Source organism: Gordonia sp. OPL2 (assembly GCF_003797825.1).
In the GTDB taxonomy this organism is placed as follows: domain Bacteria; phylum Actinomycetota; class Actinomycetes; order Mycobacteriales; family Mycobacteriaceae; genus Gordonia.
Map to the genome: position 1 here is coordinate 1 of NZ_RKME01000013.1, position 16,782 is coordinate 16,782.

Here is a 16,782-nt window from a genome sequence, read left to right on the forward strand (position 1 = left end):
TCGGTCTCGTGGGCTCGGAGATCTGTATAAGAGACAGCCCATGGGTCCGCATGCCGAGCTTCTCCTCTCACCGACGGTTCACCCACGATAGCGACACCAGGTGGCCGAACGACTAGACAGTGAGAGTGAAATCTGTATGGTCTAAGTGTGCAGCCCCGGTCATCGGGTTCGCTCTGTACCGGTCCCGACGCCCGCACCGACGTCAGCCTCACCGGAAGGTTCCTTCATGCCATCCACCACCGACACCGCGCCGTCATCTACCCCGCTGGGCCATGACCTCACCCGGCGTGGACTCGACCTCGTCCTCGCCGGGACCACCGACATGGCCGAGACCACCCTTCGTGTTCCACTGAACTATTACCGGGACGACAAGCTCACCGACCTCGAGGAATCGACCATTCTGCGGCGCAGTCCGCTGCCGGTCATGGCGTCTGCCCAGATTCCCGATCCGTTCGACTACGTGGTCCGCGACGTCCTCGGCGACTCGCTGCTGATCACCCGCGACCGCGACGGACAAGCGCACGTACTACTGAACTACTGCCGACACCGAGGAGCCATGCCCGCGTGCGGTTCGGGCAACGCCCGCCGATTCACGTGCCCCTACCACGCCTGGGTCTACGACAACACCGGCACTCTCAAGGGAGTTCCCGGCCGAGCGGGGTTCGACGATCTGGACCGCAACAGATACGGACTCGTCGAATTGCCCAGCGAAGAACGCCACGGCTTCATCTGGGCCGTCCTGACCGCCGACGCCGACATCGACCTCGACAACCACCTAGGTGCAGCGGGACCCGAACTGGCGCAATGGAACTACGAGAACTACCAGTACCACGACGAGCGGTTCCTCGAATCCGACGTCAGCTGGAAGGGTGCCCTGGAGGCCTTCGCCGAGGGCTACCACTTCCCATTCGTCCACGGACAGAGCCTGATCGGGATGAACACCGTCGCCAACACACACGTGTACGACGAGTACGGCGATCACCACCGCATCGGCTTTCCGTTCACCTGGATCTCCGACCTGGAGAACACCGAACCCGCCGACAACTGGGATCCCGTCCAGCAGATGGGCATCATCTACTGGATCTACCCCAACCTCATCCTCGCCAACAGCCCGGTCGGCGTCGAGGTCATCGACATCCTGCCCGCCAGCTCAGCAACCAGATGCACCGTCCGACACAGCTGGATGGCCCGCTACCCCGCCACCACCGACGAACAACGAACCATGTACGACGGCATCTTCTCCCAAGTCCACGCAGCCGTCCGCGACGAGGACTTCGCCATGCTGCCCCAATGCGGACAGGGCGTCCGCCGCGGCCAACACGACCATATGCTCATCGGCCGCAACGAAATCGGAGTCCAGCACATGATCACCGTCATGGCAGCCAAGCTCGGCATCTCATTGGCCTGATCATCGACGACATGAGTGCAGACGCAAGGCAAAAGGCCCCGACGTCACGCAGTCACCTGTCTCGGCGGTGGGGCACCCGGATCGTCCGGACCCGCCAATCGCTGATCACAGACGCGCCGCAACCGGGTCCACATGATCTCGTCGAGACCCTGCGGCACCGGGCCACGCAGCACAACCCGCAGACGGAGAAAGTAGACGCGCTCGGACATCCCGAAACGCACCCAGATCTCTTCGGCGCTCCCTCCACCGAACGGCGCCCAACGCACCGCGAAGGCGACCATTTCCTGGCGCTCGCTATGCCATGACAACCGATCTTTCACATCACCATTATCGTCGATCACGCGCCGCGACTCTGCCGATTCCCGATATTTTCGTCGCACGCGACCGACCCTTGACCCAATCGCGACAAAGCTTGTCTCGCATCATCATTCAGAGACTTGTCGACAGACGACGAGTGGGCTGACGACCACGTCATCAGCCCACTCACGTCGACGCCCCGCGCTGCGATCAGCGTCGTCCGGTGACCAGTTTGACCAAGAACAACAGGATCACCGAGCCCAGGAGCGCGGTGAAGAACGTGAACCACCAACCGCCACTGGCGGTGTCGAAGGCAAAGCTCAGGAGGAAACCACCCAGGAATGCACCGATCACCCCGACCACGACATTGAGGAGGATGCCCATCTGAGCATCGGTTCCCATGATCTTGCTGGCGAGCCAGCCGGCGATCCCTCCGATGATGATGTAGCCGATCCACCCCACCGCGGTCGTCGTCGTGGACCGCTCGGCCACAACAAATTGCACAGCATCTGACGCACTCATTCGACAACCCTTCTCACAGTTTGTTCATGATGCCCCGATGCGATCAGCGTACGGAACATCAGCGGGTACCCGATCACTTCACAGCCCAAACTCTCTCACTTCGGAGATCCGGAGGCCGCTCGATCACGACAAGAGTGTCAGGAACGTGAGCGTCGAACTCGCGCACAGCAGCATCGCGACCGCGACACCCGCACGAGCGTGATCGAGCACCACATTCTCCTGTGTAGTCGGCGCTCGGCGTGCTGCCGTCGGAACCGAGTCCATTGCCATTCCTTCTGTCGGACGATTATCGCCGTGAGAACGATAGGAGGAACCGGCACTCACGAACCAGACGTGCGGGGGTTTCGCGGCCGCACCGACACCCGAGTAACGAAAAGATAACGCCCAGAGCGCTCCCTTCAGAACGTGGCGAGTGGATTCAGCGGCGACCCCGTACCGGAGGTGATCACCAGCGGGGCCGCCGTCAGTAAGAACTCACTGCGGCCGAACCGCTCGACGGCCCGCACCAGCCTGTCCAACGCGAGCCATTCCAGGAATGTCAGTCCCATACGCGCGAGACCGAGTTGGTGCAGCGGCAGATCGAGGTCAGGGTCGTCGCTCGGGAGGCGTTCTATGCAATCGCCGCCGAATATCGCGACATCTCGTTCCCGCAGCCACAGCACTGCCGACGTATCAAGCCCTGCCCGATATCGGGGTGCGGCGTCCGGGTGCGCTGACAGGCGTGCGTCGAGTCCGACGTGCACGATCAGCGCGTCTCCCGACTCGACGGTCAGTCCCACTGCTTGCTCCGCACGATCGAGGTCGTCCGCAGTGACGAACTCAGTGGGATCGAGCCACTCGACACCGCGCAACTGCGCGATGTCGAGCAGGATTCCGCGCGTGAAGATCCCATCCCGCATCGCTGTGACCGACAGACGCCTCAGACCTTCGAGACCGAGAACGGTGTCGACTCTGCGATCGTTGTACGCCACCCCACGGAGATGGAAGTGCCCCAACGCGTCGAGGTGGGTGCCCCATCCGTGGATGTCGAGCGTGATCTGGTCGACGACTGCATCGGGAACCTCCGGTTCCAAGTCGATCGTGTGCTCCACCAGAAGGTCGCTCCGCTGCGTCGGAGGCAGACTCATCTCGGAGGCGAGGGACACCGACACACCCTCCTGGACCAGCCCGGCAGCGCGTCGTCGTACGTCTGCGGTGATGAGATTCAGAGTGCCGAGCTCATCGTCGGAACCCCAGCGTCCAGCGTTGCTGCACCTCGACTCGAGTGCCTGCAGACGTTGGCTGACGTGATCACTCACGTTCGCGGCTCCCGCCCCACTGTGTGATTCTCGGTCGAAACATCGGTAGACGGCCCTACGCTAGCGCTCGGCGAACACGTCATGGTCCGGATCGGTCTGCGGTTCGAACTCGATGACTTCGGCGGCGTGCTGCGCGAGGTCGGCACCGACGAGGTCGGCGATCAACGCGGCGGTCATGTCGATGCCCGCCGCAACCCCCGACGACGTCCACCGATCACGATCCTGCACCCACCGCGCCCGACGCTCCCACGACACCGAATCACCGTGTTGCGTCACACGATCGAACGATCTCTTGTTCGACGTCGCGCGATAGCCGTCGAGGAGTCCCGCCTCGGCGAGGATCGCCGATCCGGTACACACCGACGTCACCAGGTTCGCGTCGGCCACGTAGGCGCGCAATTGCTCGAGGAAGTCGGCGTCGTCGACCATCCTGAGCCATCCGATCCCACCGGGGACCATCACGATGTCCACCCTGGGATCGGAGGCGAAACTCTCGGGCGCCTCGACTCGCGTTCCCTGAGAACTCGCGATCAGCCCGGCCTCGGCGGCGACCATCGTGACATCGAAGTGCTGATCCAGCACACCCAGGATCTCGACGGGCCCGAAGACGTCGAGGAGTTCGAAGCCCTCGTACAGGACGACGGACACTCTGCGCCTGACCGAGATATCGGACATCGGGGCTCCCTTCGCCGACGGACGCCCGCTCGACGTCGACCCGGGTCCAGGAACTCAGTCTGCCGCATCCGCCTTCGCGAACGTGTCCGAATACTCCTCGATGTCGACCGTGTCCGCCGTGACCGTCTTGTGCCCGTTGTACACCTCGCGGTCGATCTCGTCGTCGGCGTTGGCCACGAGCATCGCGACAAACGTGTCACCGTTGACATTGAGGAACGTGCGGAAGATCCCGGCGAACCAGTCGACCGCGATCAGCAAACCCACCGCTTCGAACGGCAGGTCGAGCGAGGTGGCCAGGAACATCGCCACCACCGGGAAACCGCCCGGCACCGTGATGGTGCCCATGTTCAGAAGGATCGCCAGACACATACCCAGCACGATCGCGCCGACACTCAGCTGAACGTTCCCGGCCTGCGCCAGGAACATCACCACGATCATGTAGTTGAGGACAGCTCCGTACGAACCCATCGTCAGCCCGACCGACAGAGTGAAATTGGCGATCTTCTGGCTGACGCCGACCTTCTCCACGGTGTTCTTCAGCACCGTCGGAAAGGTGACCGCAGAGCTCGTCGTCGTGACGGCGATCGCCGTCTGCTCGGCCAGCTTCGACGGCAGTTTCCACGGACTCAGTCGCGTGCGGACAGTCACCACACCGACGAACAACACGAACAGGAGGAGAACGCCGATCAAGGTGGTGCCCAAGTACTTGACAGCGGTTGTGACCACGCCGAAGCCGACATCGCCGGCCAAGGACGCGAGAAGACAGAACACGCCGATCGGCGCGATGTACATGACCAGGCGGATCATCGTCAGCACGATCTGCTGGATCTGGTCGACAAACGAGAGAACACTGTCGTTACCGGTCCGGGAGATGTGCTGCCGCAGGGCGATCCCGAACAACAACGAGAAGATGATGATCGGCACCATCGTCGCACTCGCCATCGCCTCGAAGATGTTCTTGGACACGAACTCCAGCAGGGTGTCCTGCCAGCCGAGCGCCGCGTCGGCGTCGGACTCGAGGTCGGAATCGAGTTCTCCGGTGAACACCATGCCCATCCCGGGCTTGATCAGGACACTCAGTCCATACGCGAGAAGTGCTGCGACGACAGAGAAACCGATCATCCACTTGAAGGTGCGAAACGCGATTCGCCCGGTCCCCGATCCGGTCATCGACCCGGTGGCCACGATGACCGATGCCATCACCAGCGGCACGATCGACATCTGGATCAGCCGGATGAACATGTCGCCGACGAATTGGAGATTGGCCGCCCACTCGCCGACGGCAAGACCGAAGATCACCCCGGCGACCGCCGCGATGCCGATCTGGGCAGCCGGATTCTTCAGAATCGTCCAACTCATGGATCACGTCGCTTCCGTCGGTTCGCAATTCCGGCGAAACGGTATGCGACGCGCGCTACCCCGCCATGGCCTCGACGTTTCGTCGCGGTAACCCGGCCACGGCGGACGACGCCCCGGGTGGGTCCCTGACAACGTCGACGACCAAGCGGACTAGGGTTCTATTTAGACTTGCTAACGAAATCAGGAAGGACGACCCGATGTCTGATGACAACTCGAAGCGGACGAAGGCCCTCGACGTGGGGCTGCTGACCCTGCGCACCGCAGTCGGTGCCACGCTGTTCGCGCACGGTGCGCAGAAGCTCGCCGGCTGGTTCAACGGCCCGGGTATCGACGGCACCGCGGCCGGTATGGAGAAGATGGGCTTCCGTCCCGCCAAGCTGTCGGCGGTCACCGCCGGTGTCAGCGAAGCCGCAGGTGGCCTGGTCGCGCTGGGTGCAGGCACCCGCGTCGCGTCGGCAGCGGGCGCCGCGGCCATGCTCGCCGCCGCCGACGTCCACCGACCCAACGGCTTCTTCTCGCAGAACGGTGGGCTGGAGTTCCCGGCGGTTCTGGGTGTGGCGTCGGCAGCCCTGGCGCTGACCGGGCCCGGCCGGTATTCGGTGGACGGACTCATCGGCCATCGCCTCGAGCAGGAGCGCGTGGGCGTGCTTGCCCTGGCCGCCGCAACCGTCGGCGCAGCGGGTGTGTTGTACCGGCGGAAGAGCGCGACGGCGGCGTCGTAGGACGGCGGACTCCCCGGTGGCGCCTAGACCAGGGACCACCCGAGCCGCCTAGTCGACCGGCCGGAAGTCGACGTCGATCTGCTGTCCCTCGTCATCGAGATAGGCGAGCAGTCGGGGCGGTAGGTAGGCCTTGTCTTTGCCGGCACGCCGGACAGCAGATGAGGCGACGTACTCCGACGGGACGTCGGTCTCGCCGATCGGACGGTTCAGCGGTTTGAGCACGCGATAGAACCCCTTGCGCGATTCCTCCAGCGCCGCATAGGCGTTGGTGGCCTGCAGGAGGATCTCGAACGGATTCAGGACAGCGAGAGGCGAAGCCGACGACCCCGGCGCGGAATCTCCACCGGGCGCACCGTTGCGGAACCAGAGGCCGTGTTTCGCAGCCTTCGTCATCATCCACACGAGCGGGATGTCGCTGATCGGGGTGTTCGCGTATCCGCCACCGACGTTGCAGTGGACACCGGGGAACCACACCTGCTCCACGACCTGATCTTTCGCACCTGGATTCGTCTGCCAGAGCGTCGGCTCGAATGGTCCTCGCTTCTCGTCGATGGCCAGAGCCTGGTAGGCCGCCTTGACCGCCGGGCCGAGCTTGGTGTCGTGGAACGACCATCGCTTATTGATCCACTTGATCACCGGGGTCTTGCCGAACGGGATACCGAGTGATCCGACGGTGTCCCACACGCCGATGAGGTGAATAGCCACGTCCTCGTGGGAGTACTGCCGACGGAACTCTCTGGCGAGCTCGCCGTCGGGCGCCTTCCTCTTGTCGGCGCGGTCGCGGTAGACGTCGAAGGCCTCGTCGATCCGGGCGTCGTTCTCGCGCTTCAGAATTCCGACGTTGCCAATGAATCCACCCAGGCTACGAGCGGTGTAGGCGCCTCGGCTGAAACCGAACAGGAAGATCTCGTCACCCGGTTCGTAGGAAGCGACGAGGTCGGCGTATCCCTTCTTCACGTTCTTGGACAGGCCCAGTCCGAGCGCGCCACCCCGGATCTTCTCCCAGGGGCCCGTTCCCACGCCGGCGACGTAGAACTTCTTCTGCTCGATTCCGTCGTCGTCGACGTCGGCGACCGCCTCGTACAGCTTGACCACGTTGGTCGGGTTCTTCTGTCCGAACACATTCCACGTGCCGTCACAACAGACGATCAACTTCTTTGCCATCGCCGCACCCGACTTCCTCACACCACCTGATGGTTCCGCTACATAATCTTACGGCGGGGGCGTGGACGACCGCGTCGAGCGATCGACGGACCACGCGGACGCCGTCACCACGCTGAGCCCCACCGGAGTAAGGCGTAACGTCTCCGGTCGTCGAGACGACGAGCACGATAGAGGTCACCGGCAGGGGTCGCTATGTCAGATGCGGTTGTTTCCAGGACGCGGATCGGTGCAAGCGTTGTCGCGGCGGTCGTGGCGGTCGTGGCAGGCTTGGTTGTCGGCGCGGGCGACGCTCACGCGGGTACCGACAAGTGCGACGTCCGCTGGAATTCCCTGGGTGCGTCGGTGGCATGTCACGACACCGGTGCTCCCCCGAGCCGGGAGTACGTATTGGTCGTCGAGTGTTGGGGCCTGCACGGCATTCCCAACAGATTCCCGCTCTACGCAGTCGGCCCCTATTCCCAATCCAGTCGATGGTTCGTCCCGACCGGTCGGGCGTCCGGGAATTGCAGCTCCAGTTGGGGCGCACCCTCGCTGAATGTCGGCGTCGTGACCGGGGCACACGTCGGGATCTACCGGCAGTAACCCCAGCAAGCAGTGCCCGCGAATCTTCGAGTCACCTGCGGCGTTCTACCCAGCCCCGGCCCCACCGCCGCTCGAATTGAACGGAAAGATCGGTCCGCGCGTGCCATCGGGTTTACGGGGGGCGATCGACGAGTATGTGCTCGCCTCACGACCGAACACGCGACGACGCCACGTTGCGAACCGAGCTCGGAAGCCGCGGGGCGGCGGGATATGTCGCGGACCCGGGATCGGTTCCTCACGCACGTAATGGTCCATGGCCGATCTTATCGCCGCTCACGCGACACCGGCTGCGATTCGGACAGCGGACCTCACCACGGCTCAGTGCAGTCCTCGCACAACCGGCCGATGCGCGCGATCGGCCGGCGGTCACTTTTCCTCACCCACATCGCGATCCCGTCGACGACCATGGGGACGAGGATGTCCCATCCTGCCGACGGCCAGTCGATCCAGGCATTGCCGGTGAGGTCGCCCTGCACCTCGTCGGCGAGATGCACTGCGGCGCTTGCGGTCGAGAGATCGACGCTCTCGGGGTTCACGCAGATCGCCGTTCCAGCCTCGCAGGCCGGGCTCCCGGAGCTGAATCTTCACACCACCGAACTCGGTGACCAGTACTTCCCACGTGTGATCGGTGAAGTCGGGCAACGGCTTCTTGCGCACCCAACACCGGAGATCCCGCTCGACTGCAGCCACCGCGGCCGACCAGTTCGACGGCAACTCAGACGGCCCCAACCACAGGTCGGTACCCCACCGTCGCGTCCAACTGGCCACGACCCGGAACGGATAGTCGCTGGTCAGCGGGAAGTCGGAATCGAGCGCAGGCGCTTCGCGGAGGTCCCCGACGCGTGTGCGGACGTACCCTTTGACCCACGTGGCGACACCATCCACGAGCGCGACACTCATGAACCCACCGTCGTCGGCCCACGGCCAGGCCACGTGCGCCCGCGCCACCTGGTCCTGAACGAGGTCGGCGATGCAGAGCAGTATTGTCTCCACGTCGTCGTCGACGCGCGGGCATCGACCGCTCACGCCGAAGCCCGCCCCCTCGCGCCAGGCGATCGTGACGTCACTGAGGAGCACGACCACCCCGCTGTCGTCCTCGTACTCCCCCACCCAATCGATGCGGTCGATGTATCCGCTGTACTGCCGCACCCGCAGGTCGTGAGCCAGCCGATCCAATGCGTCCGGCCAGGTCTCCGGCAGGTCGGACATCGACACCTGGACCCCGAGCTGCGGCGTCCAGGCCGCCGTCAACACGCGCTCCCTGGAAGAATCGACGATGCCCATCGACACAGGATGGCACCCTGCGCAGCAAATCCGCAAGCCAATTTGTCGGTGCCGCTTTGTAGAGTCGCGACAGCGCGGACGAGAAGTCGATGCGGGACAAAATCACTGGAACCGTTCGGCGACGACGTGCGTCTAAGAGATATGACAGATATTCTGCGACAACATCTCTCCAGCAACACGTCATCGTGATCACCGACGACGCTGCCATCCGAATCAATCCGCACCATCACCTGAGTCACACGTCATCTCACCGAGATCGACTGTCTGTCACTGTCTTCCCACGCACCCGGTAACGCCGGGACCGCATCCGTACCTTGACAAGTCCATAGTGTGAAAAGCGGGTGCCCCATGCCCGCTGACCGAGAGGCGATGTGCGTCTGTCCTCTCGGTCAGCGGGTCTGGCTGAAGCGCTCCGCGCCCATAAACCACTCGGCCGGGCCCAACCCACGCGCGATCATTTCCGCCTCCTGCCGGATCGGTAGATCTCCCGCTGCAATCGGGCGATCTGCTTGGCGCTTCTCTTCTGTTCCTCACGCAGCCGAGCGTCGGTGAGGGAGGCGACATAGGCGTTCTCCCGCAACAATCTCCGGTAGCTCGCCACACGGCGCGCCGCGAGCACTCCCGACTCGACGGCTGCCAAGACCGCACAATCGGGCTCGGCTGTGTGCCCGCAATCGCGGAATCGACAGCCGTCGGCCAGTTCCGCGATGTCGGCAAACGCTTGGTCCAGCCCGTCGTCGGCGTCGTGGAGTCCGATGCCGCGCAATCCGGGTGTATCCACCAGGACTCCGCCGTGCGGCAGCGGTAGAAGCTCCCGCCAGGTGGTGGTGTGGCGGCCCTTGCCGTCGGTTTCCCTTATCTCGTCCGTAGCCAGGACGTCCTCGCCCAGGAGTCGGTTGCCGAGCGTGGACTTGCCGGCGCCGGATGAGCCGAGCAGGACGACCGTCCCCGACAGTTCCGCGACGAGCGCGTCGACGCCTTCACCGGTCGCAGCACTGGTGAGAAGGACTCGCGCCCCGGGTGAGAGCGCGGTGAGCTCGGCTACGGCGGACCCCGGATCCGCACACCGATCGGCTTTGGTGAGCACCACGATCGGAGTGGCTCCGCTGGCCCAGGCCAGGGCGAGCATCCGCTCGACTCGGCCGTGCCTCACGGGCCCGGCGAGCGAGACGACGACAGCCACGGTGTCGACGTTGGCGGCGAGCACCTGACCGCGGGATGTCCGTGCGGCGGTGCCACGGATGATCGCGGTTCGTCGATCCAGAATCGCGGCGACGGCCGCTGACTGCGTCGTGTTCTCGGCCTGGAGAGCGACCCAGTCACCTGTGCACGGATGCAGCCGGTCCGGACTGTTCGACGACGGCACTGCAGCCTGAGCCGGTCCGTCCTCGGTGACGACGTCGCAGTGTCCACGTTCGGCCCGTACCACTCGCGCCGGCACGAGTCCGTCGGCGCGAAAGGACTCGAAAGAGTTCTCGCGGTCGTCGTCCCAGCCGTAGTCGGCCAGGGTCAGATCACGTGTGTTGTTGTGTTGCTGATCAATTGATCGATGAGACATGTCGGATACCTAGTGAGACAGGGGCCTCTCCCGACGGTGTCCACCACGCGCGCGCCCACACGGGGGGCGTCGGTTGTGAGTCAGGGGGTCAGGAGGAGGCCAGGGTTGACGAGAATGATCCGGGCACCGCGCACCGCGATGATGGCCACAGACATCAACTCACCTCTTCGCTCACCACAGCGCACACCGTTGTCGCTGTCCCGGTCACAGTACCGACGTCAGATCCGGTTGCCCAGCGAATTATCGAGCACGACGGCTTCTTGTCGGTGGCCCGTCGTAGTGTTGTCTGCAGCAGGAGAACCTATTGATGAGCGCGTCGGACCGTCCCTTTTCGGACCGTCCCTTGAATCCGATGATCGTCCTGCTGTCCTTTCTGCCAATGGGGAGGCTGCCATGTATTCGACGACCACAGTGGACGCTGTCCGCGTCGCCGTGCCGGACGACGCGTACCGATTGCCCGGGAGAACTGCGGAACCGATGACCGACGGCGTGCGTCTAAAGAGGGTGACAGGAACTCTCGCGCAACACTTCTCCGGTACCACGCCTGGAGACGGCGCCACCGCAGACCTCCGCGGAGACTCTGTATCGGTGAGGTGTAGGCCGGGGTATCCGCCGCCGGTCGCACGCTGATCCGACCGAAAATCCACCACCCCGACGACGACTTCCCACGCACCCGGCCACGCCGGGACCGCATCTGTCCCTTGACAAGTCCATAGTGTGAATGGTGATCCCGTCATCGCTGGCCGGGGCCGATACCACGTGTCGGCGTCCCGGTCAGCGATGACGGAAGATTCTCCGCGGCCCGTGAACTGGAGTGGGCGATTGTCACGGGACGGGTTCAGCCTCCGTGAACCGCTCAACGTTCACCACCTGCTCGGCCAGATCGACCACCGGTGTGTTCGTGTCCTGCGACAACCGGCGGAGCAGATCAAAGGCTGCATCGGCGTCGATGTGATGACGCTCCATGAGCATTCCTTTGGCCTGCCCGATCGTGTCCCGGGTCTCGACCGCATGACGCAGTTGCTCGACGAGACGTGCAGTCGACAACGCGGCCGAGGCATGGACTGCGAACGCCTCGGCCGGCTCCACATCGTCGGGACCGAATGCCCCAGGCGCTTCCGAGCACAGCGTCACTGCTCCCAATGATCGAGCGGGGGAGGGCAGTTCGAATGCCAATGCCGATCGGACGGGTGTGCTCCCGCGTGCGGCGCGGACAAAGGTGGGCCACCGCTCGTCGACGGCGAGATCGCGCACTCGGATCGTCATCCCCCGCAGCGCCGCTTCCATTGCGGGCCCCGCCGCGTACGACAGCTGCAGGCGATCGAACTCGTCGGCAGCAGGGCCCGTGGATGAGGCGGGTTTCAGCCGGGGATTGCGATCGTGCCGTTTGTCTTTGGTCCACAACAGGACCCCGGCGTGCTCGGCCTGCGGAAACACGTCGGTGACACAGGCGACGATCTCTGTGAGGACGGAGTCGGCACCCGAGGAGGTGCGGTGGTTCGCGACCCGATGCAGACGGTCGGCGGCTCCGGTGATCCGCCGCCAGCGATCATACGGAAGATTCTCATCCGAGGTCATCGCGGACACTCAGCGTGACGTCGCGGTGACGACGGGTACAGGTCGACTCCGGGGACGATCCCGCACGGGGTGGCCACCCGTGCCGAGACGGCGCCATCACGGTCGACCACCATCGGTCGAGGGGCGACGGGTCGGGCCATTCGGCGAATGGGGCCGAATCGTATTCACGCGCAGTCATGGTGTCCTCCTTGCCATCCCGGTGGTGATGCGCTGGCGCGAACGAACAAGAAATTTTCTAGCACTCTTTGCCGCAGAGTGCTAGCGCGATGCCGAAGCTAGTGCTATTTATGGATGTGTACAGCGATGTGCTGCTCGTCAACGGGTGGCGAGCAGCCTGATGTTCAGGAGGTGAGTAGCTGTGCTTCGTTTTGATCCGTTCAGCGATGTGGACGCGCTTGCTCGTGGATTGATGACCGGCTCTGTGAGCGGTACCGCGCGCACGCCGCGGTTCATGCCGATGGACCTGTACAAGGTCGACGACCACTACATGCTGGTGGCCGATCTCCCCGGCGCCGATCCCGGTTCGATCGACGTCAGCGTCGACAACGGAACCCTGACGCTGTCGGCGCAGCGCAGCGCCCCGTCGGATGAGGGCGTGCAGTGGCTGACCAGCGAGAGGTTCGCCGGCGCCTATCGTCGGCAGTTGTCGCTGGGTGACGGTATCGACACATCCCGTATCACCGCTGATTACGACAATGGTGTGCTGACGCTGACGATCCCGCTGGCCGAGCGCGCCAAACCCCGCAAGATCTCGGTCGAGGCGAAAGATCGGCCGCAGGCGATCTCAGCGCACACGGAATGACAACCGGGGGCGATCGACCATGAGAATGCCGACCGCACTCGCCCAGTAACACGTGTGGCGGACCACCGCGTCATGGTGGTCCGCCACACGTCCAGCTGTCTGTCGCTCAGCGCTTCCGACGACGGATGATGATGACTGCCGCCACGGCGGCCAACCCGGCGGCCGCGGCCGCGATCACGACTTGCTGATTGTCTTTCGCCTTCGTCGTGACCGCGTGGACGGTCTCGTCTGCCGCAGCGTTCACGCGCGCGGGCACGTCGAGCTTCTTGGTGAGCGCGTCCACCGTCTCCGCGAGTTCCTCGCGCTGCTGTTCGACCGGTGGCGGGTCGAAGGATTCCGCGGCTGATTCCGGTTCCGCAGGCGCGGCATCCCCGAGGTCGGTCTTGGCGGGTTCATCCGCTGGTGTGGTCATCGGAGGTGCTCCTTCACGGTGTCGACATCACGCTGAACGCTGGCCACGGTGTGCTCCGGCGCGGGCGGGACCGCCGCTTTGGCACGTTGTGCCCCGATCGCCGCAGCGATTCCCCCGACGACCAACAAGGCAGCTCCGACGATCACGGCGGCGAGCCATGCATCCACGGCGTTCGCCAGTCCGATGACGGCCGCCGCCACGAAGGTGGCGAGTCCGAAGAAAAGGAGCAGGGCACCGGCGCCGGAGATACCGATGCCGATACCCAGACGCGTTCCCTTGGTCTTCACCTCGTCGAGGGCATCGCGGATCTCGGTCCTGACCAATGTGGTGGTCTGCTGTTGCAGACGCTCGACGAGTTGAACTGTCGACAGATCGTCTGCTGGTTTGTCACCCACGGTGTCTCCTCCTCTGGGCTCAGTCGCGGCGCTGCGCGTTCTCGTCGACCAGTTGCTGCTCGTGTTCGGCCCGCTTCTCCAAGGCGTCGTCGTCGAGGTGTTTCGGCTCTTTCGCATGTTCGCGGTGATCCGGCGTGACGGTCTCCGTGGGAACCATCACGTCGTCGAGGTCTGGTGTGCCGTTCTCGTCAGCCATGGCGAGCGGATACCACGACACACGGCTCCGAAACCCCGGCGACGCGAGCGTTGCAGCCCACCGCTACCGTCAGCGGTCGGTGGAGGACGGGATCGAGGGGACGCAGATGACACAGCTGGACGGGTCACGCCGAGAAGTCGAGCGACCTCTGCTCGTACCCGGTCGGAACTGTTACGGGACCGCGAGAGCCGATCGGTTCGCATGCATCATCGACGCGGCGGACTACTTCCGGCTGGCCAAGCAGGCGATGCTCGGGGCGCAGAAGCGGATCATGCTCATCGGCTGGGACTTCGACACACGCATCGAGCTCGAACCCGAGGAGCAGACTCTGGAGGGGCCCAATGACCTGGGCGAATTCCTCAACTGGTTGCCGGAGCACCGCCCGGGACTCGAGATCCACCTGCTCAAGTGGAGCGTCGGTGCGTTCACCGCGATCACCCGCGGGATGACGCCCGTCTTCCTCGCCAATCTCTCGACCAACCGCAACGTCCACCTCGAGATCGACACGCGACACCCGCTGCGGGCCGCACACCATCAGAAGATCGTCGTGATCGACGACCGACTGGCCTTCTGCGGCGGTATCGACATGACCGTCGACCGGTGGGATCGCTCCGATCATCGCGACGACCACCCTCGCCGCGTGGAGCCAAACGGCGACTCCTACGGACCATGGCACGACGCGACCGCCGCCGTCGACGGTGACGCAGCACGTCTGGTCGGCGACATTGCGCGGCAACGATGGCAGGTTGCCACCGGGGAGGACCTTGGTCCGGTGGACGTCGATTCCGATCCGTGGCCGGATTCCCTCGCGCCGACGATGCGGTCGGTCGACGTCGGAGTGGCCCGCACCTTGCCGGAACTCGACGAGCGCAGCGAGGTCCGCGAGATCGAACAGCTCTACCTCGACGCGATAGGGGCTGCGCAACACCACCTGTACATCGAGAGTCAGTACCTCGCCGCGCGTGTGATCGCCGACGCATTGGCGGACCGTCTTCGCGAGCCTGATGGTCCGGAGATCGTCGTGGTGCTCCCCCGTCACGCTGATGGGTGGCTCGAACAGAAGGCCATGGACGGCGCTCGCAAGCGCCTCCTCCATCAACTCTGGGATGCCGACGAGCACAACCGCTTCCGCGCCTACCATCCGGTCACCGTCGCAGGCGGACCGATCTATGTCCACGCCAAGGTGCTCGTGATGGACGACACGCTGTTGCGGGTCGGATCGTCGAACCTGAACAACCGCTCACTCGGACTCGACAGCGAATGCGACCTCGCCATCGAGGTCACCGCCGACGACCCGGCGGCCGAGGACCACCGTCGAAGTATCACGGACGTCCGCGACCGACTGATCTCCGAGCACCTCGCCGTGTCGGTGACCGACTTCCGCGACGAACTCGACCGCCGTCGATCCCTGATCGCCGCCATCGATGAACTTCGCGGAGAAGGGAAAACCCTCGAGGAATTCGAGGCGTCGACCGTCGAGGACGAGGAGAGTCCGTTGGCGGAGAACGATCTGATGGATCCGGAGACCGCGAAGGGCAATCCGCTTCTCACCCGCGCCATCCGGTTCGTCGCGGGTCGACCGCTCCGGCGTCTGCCGGGCGCCGTCGCCGGTCGTCGATGACGTCGCTCCAGACCGCGACTGCCGTCAGTTCTTGACGAGACCGCCGTCGACGACGAGATTCTGTCCCGTCACCGCACGCGACCACGGGGACAGGAAGAACAGCACGGCGTCGGCGAACTCGGCGGGCGTCGTCACCGACCGCAAGGGCGTGGATGCTGCGATCGCGTCGAAGACGGCCTCGGGTGTGGCCGCGCTGGCGTCGGTGGTTCGGAGCAGTCCGCCCGAGACCATGTTCACGGTGATGCCGTCGGGCCCGAGGTCGTGCGACAGCGTGCGGGTCAGGGCAAGCAGAGCCGCCTTGGCAGCGGTGTAATCGTGATACGGGACAACGGGATTCTGCACCAGGTTGGTCCCGATGTTGATCACGCGACCGCCACCGGCCTCACGCATGCCCGGTAGCGCCGCCTGGATGGTGGTGAGCGCACCGCCGACGATGCCGTGCAACTGCGTGTCGAGCTCGCGCCACGTGAGGTCGTCGGCGTGGGAGCGCTTGTCGCCGTTGAACGAGTAGTCGGGCAGCGCGTTGTTGACGACTGCGGTCACCGGAGCGTTGAAATGCTTTGCTGCGGTGTCGATCATGTGGTGCACTGCATCTCGATCGGTGATATCGGCGCCGACGACGAAGGCCCGATCGCCGACCTTCTCGGCCAAGGCCAGTGCGGCGTCGCGACTGCGGCGGTAGTTGATGACGACACGCGCCCCCTGCGCGGCGACCGCCGACACGATATGGGCGCCGAGTCCGCGAGCACCACCGGTGACGAGGACGACGTGCTCGGACGTGGGCACAGCAGACATTCGGACCATCCCTTCGCCGGTGCTAACCGGAGCAGGTTCGACGGGTCTGATCTCAGCCGGCCCATGCCGGCACCCCGTGTCGAAGCCCATCTGATCGCACTGTGTGGGGTGAGC

At 64.6% G+C, this 16,782-nt stretch carries 18 protein-coding genes and 1 riboswitch; of the genes, 4 read left to right on the forward strand and 14 right to left on the reverse strand.

Annotated features, from left to right (window positions below; all coding sequences use genetic code 11):
- Positions 1 to 226 precede the first annotated feature (226 nt).
- On the forward strand, positions 227 to 1,408 hold the full coding sequence (locus EEB19_RS13960; protein WP_187587209.1) for an SRPBCC family protein: 1,182 nt from the start codon (positions 227 to 229) through the stop codon (positions 1,406 to 1,408).
- A 44-nt stretch (positions 1,409 to 1,452) separates the two neighbouring features.
- Here EEB19_RS13960 and EEB19_RS13965 read toward each other — a convergent pair whose 3' ends face one another.
- The 6 genes from EEB19_RS13965 to EEB19_RS13990 form a co-directional block, all read right to left on the reverse strand.
- On the reverse strand, positions 1,453 to 1,689 hold the full coding sequence (locus tag EEB19_RS13965) for a hypothetical protein (RefSeq protein ID WP_187587211.1): 237 nt from the start codon (positions 1,687 to 1,689) through the stop codon (positions 1,453 to 1,455).
- 226 nt (positions 1,690 to 1,915) lie between these two features.
- The gene (locus EEB19_RS13970) at positions 1,916 to 2,227 is read right to left on the reverse strand and encodes a GlsB/YeaQ/YmgE family stress response membrane protein (RefSeq protein WP_187587213.1); all 312 of its coding nucleotides are present in this window, start codon (positions 2,225 to 2,227) and stop codon (positions 1,916 to 1,918) included.
- 123 nt (positions 2,228 to 2,350) lie between these two features.
- Positions 2,351 to 2,491 carry a hypothetical protein gene (locus EEB19_RS13975; protein ID WP_187587215.1) on the reverse strand — a complete coding sequence of 47 codons (141 nt, stop codon included), beginning with the start codon at positions 2,489 to 2,491 and terminating at the stop codon, positions 2,351 to 2,353.
- Positions 2,492 to 2,625: 134 nt separating this feature from the next.
- On the reverse strand, positions 2,626 to 3,525 hold the full coding sequence (locus EEB19_RS13980; RefSeq protein ID WP_187587217.1) for a cyclase family protein: 900 nt from the start codon (positions 3,523 to 3,525) through the stop codon (positions 2,626 to 2,628).
- A 60-nt stretch (positions 3,526 to 3,585) separates the two neighbouring features.
- Complete coding sequence (locus EEB19_RS13985) at positions 3,586 to 4,200, reverse strand: DJ-1/PfpI family protein (protein WP_187587219.1); 615 nt, start codon at positions 4,198 to 4,200, stop codon at positions 3,586 to 3,588.
- Positions 4,201 to 4,254: 54 nt separating this feature from the next.
- Positions 4,255 to 5,559, reverse strand: a complete 1,305-nt coding sequence (locus EEB19_RS13990) for a dicarboxylate/amino acid:cation symporter (RefSeq protein ID WP_187587221.1) — start codon at positions 5,557 to 5,559, stop codon at positions 4,255 to 4,257.
- Positions 5,560 to 5,756: 197 nt separating this feature from the next.
- Here EEB19_RS13990 and EEB19_RS13995 point away from each other — a divergent pair, with 197 nt between their 5' ends.
- Positions 5,757 to 6,281, forward strand: coding sequence for a DoxX family protein (locus EEB19_RS13995; RefSeq protein ID WP_187587223.1), 525 nt, complete (start codon positions 5,757 to 5,759; stop codon positions 6,279 to 6,281).
- A gap of 48 nt (positions 6,282 to 6,329) precedes the next feature.
- Here the strand turns inward: EEB19_RS13995 and EEB19_RS14000 are convergent, their stop codons facing one another.
- From EEB19_RS14000 to EEB19_RS14020, 4 genes are all read right to left on the reverse strand, one after another.
- Positions 6,330 to 7,445 (reverse strand): DUF2235 domain-containing protein, encoded by a 1,116-nt coding sequence (locus EEB19_RS14000; RefSeq protein WP_187587225.1) that lies wholly within the window; start codon positions 7,443 to 7,445, stop codon positions 6,330 to 6,332.
- A gap of 948 nt (positions 7,446 to 8,393) precedes the next feature.
- Positions 8,394 to 9,311 carry a hypothetical protein gene (locus tag EEB19_RS26945; protein WP_262365660.1) on the reverse strand — a complete coding sequence of 306 codons (918 nt, stop codon included), beginning with the start codon at positions 9,309 to 9,311 and terminating at the stop codon, positions 8,394 to 8,396.
- 454 nt (positions 9,312 to 9,765) lie between these two features.
- Entirely contained in the window at positions 9,766 to 10,869 is a 1,104-nt protein-coding gene (gene rsgA, locus EEB19_RS14015; RefSeq protein ID WP_187587227.1) for a ribosome small subunit-dependent GTPase A, read from the reverse strand.
- Between the two features lie 825 nt (positions 10,870 to 11,694).
- The gene (locus tag EEB19_RS14020) at positions 11,695 to 12,447 is read right to left on the reverse strand and encodes a GAF and ANTAR domain-containing protein (RefSeq protein WP_187587229.1); all 753 of its coding nucleotides are present in this window, start codon (positions 12,445 to 12,447) and stop codon (positions 11,695 to 11,697) included.
- 358 nt (positions 12,448 to 12,805) lie between these two features.
- On the opposite strand from EEB19_RS14020, the gene EEB19_RS14025 reads away from it, so the two are divergent.
- Positions 12,806 to 13,249: an Hsp20/alpha crystallin family protein gene (locus EEB19_RS14025; RefSeq protein ID WP_187587231.1), complete on the forward strand. Its 444-nt coding sequence runs from the start codon at positions 12,806 to 12,808 to the stop codon at positions 13,247 to 13,249.
- Between the two features lie 106 nt (positions 13,250 to 13,355).
- Here the strand turns inward: EEB19_RS14025 and EEB19_RS14030 are convergent, their stop codons facing one another.
- From EEB19_RS14030 to EEB19_RS14040, 3 genes are read right to left on the reverse strand one after another with little or no spacing between them, the layout of a single operon-like run.
- Positions 13,356 to 13,661, reverse strand: a complete 306-nt coding sequence (locus EEB19_RS14030) for a DUF3618 domain-containing protein (protein WP_187587233.1) — start codon at positions 13,659 to 13,661, stop codon at positions 13,356 to 13,358.
- On the reverse strand, positions 13,658 to 14,056 hold the full coding sequence (locus tag EEB19_RS14035; RefSeq protein WP_187587235.1) for a phage holin family protein: 399 nt from the start codon (positions 14,054 to 14,056) through the stop codon (positions 13,658 to 13,660). The genes EEB19_RS14030 and EEB19_RS14035 overlap by 4 nt, the downstream gene beginning before the upstream one ends.
- 19 nt (positions 14,057 to 14,075) lie before the next feature.
- A complete protein-coding gene (locus EEB19_RS14040; protein WP_187587237.1) occupies positions 14,076 to 14,252 on the reverse strand; it encodes a hypothetical protein in 177 nt (58 codons plus the stop codon).
- A 106-nt stretch (positions 14,253 to 14,358) separates the two neighbouring features.
- Here EEB19_RS14040 and EEB19_RS14045 point away from each other — a divergent pair, with 106 nt between their 5' ends.
- Entirely contained in the window at positions 14,359 to 15,873 is a 1,515-nt protein-coding gene (locus EEB19_RS14045) for a phospholipase D-like domain-containing protein (protein ID WP_187587239.1), read from the forward strand.
- 24 nt (positions 15,874 to 15,897) lie between these two features.
- On the opposite strand, the gene EEB19_RS14050 is transcribed toward EEB19_RS14045, so the two are convergent.
- Positions 15,898 to 16,677, reverse strand: a complete 780-nt coding sequence (locus EEB19_RS14050; RefSeq protein ID WP_187587241.1) for a 3-oxoacyl-ACP reductase — start codon at positions 16,675 to 16,677, stop codon at positions 15,898 to 15,900.
- Positions 16,659 to 16,755, reverse strand: a riboswitch (TPP riboswitch). It overlaps the preceding gene by 19 nt.
- Positions 16,756 to 16,782 lie beyond the last annotated feature (27 nt).

Bases quoted from the DNA above. Each gene is read 5' to 3' on its own strand.
- EEB19_RS14020 (WP_187587229.1), bottom strand. From the start codon at position 12,447: ATGACCTCGGATGAGAATCTTCCGTATGATCGCTGGCGGCGGATCACC.
- EEB19_RS14030 (WP_187587233.1), bottom strand. From the start codon at position 13,661: ATGACCACACCAGCGGATGAACCCGCCAAGACCGACCTCGGGGATGCC.
- EEB19_RS14045 (WP_187587239.1), top strand. From the start codon at position 14,359: ATGACACAGCTGGACGGGTCACGCCGAGAAGTCGAGCGACCTCTGCTC.
- EEB19_RS13960 (WP_187587209.1), top strand. From the start codon at position 227: ATGCCATCCACCACCGACACCGCGCCGTCATCTACCCCGCTGGGCCAT.
- EEB19_RS26945 (WP_262365660.1), bottom strand. From the start codon at position 9,311: ATGGGCATCGTCGATTCTTCCAGGGAGCGCGTGTTGACGGCGGCCTGG.
- EEB19_RS13965 (WP_187587211.1), bottom strand. From the start codon at position 1,689: ATGGTCGCCTTCGCGGTGCGTTGGGCGCCGTTCGGTGGAGGGAGCGCC.
- EEB19_RS14040 (WP_187587237.1), bottom strand. From the start codon at position 14,252: ATGGCTGACGAGAACGGCACACCAGACCTCGACGACGTGATGGTTCCC.
- EEB19_RS13985 (WP_187587219.1), bottom strand. From the start codon at position 4,200: ATGTCCGATATCTCGGTCAGGCGCAGAGTGTCCGTCGTCCTGTACGAG.
- EEB19_RS14000 (WP_187587225.1), bottom strand. From the start codon at position 7,445: ATGGCAAAGAAGTTGATCGTCTGTTGTGACGGCACGTGGAATGTGTTC.
- EEB19_RS13995 (WP_187587223.1), top strand. From the start codon at position 5,757: ATGTCTGATGACAACTCGAAGCGGACGAAGGCCCTCGACGTGGGGCTG.
- rsgA (WP_187587227.1), bottom strand. From the start codon at position 10,869: ATGTCTCATCGATCAATTGATCAGCAACACAACAACACACGTGATCTG.
- EEB19_RS13970 (WP_187587213.1), bottom strand. From the start codon at position 2,227: ATGAGTGCGTCAGATGCTGTGCAATTTGTTGTGGCCGAGCGGTCCACG.
- EEB19_RS13975 (WP_187587215.1), bottom strand. From the start codon at position 2,491: ATGGACTCGGTTCCGACGGCAGCACGCCGAGCGCCGACTACACAGGAG.
- EEB19_RS13990 (WP_187587221.1), bottom strand. From the start codon at position 5,559: ATGAGTTGGACGATTCTGAAGAATCCGGCTGCCCAGATCGGCATCGCG.
- EEB19_RS14050 (WP_187587241.1), bottom strand. From the start codon at position 16,677: ATGGTCCGAATGTCTGCTGTGCCCACGTCCGAGCACGTCGTCCTCGTC.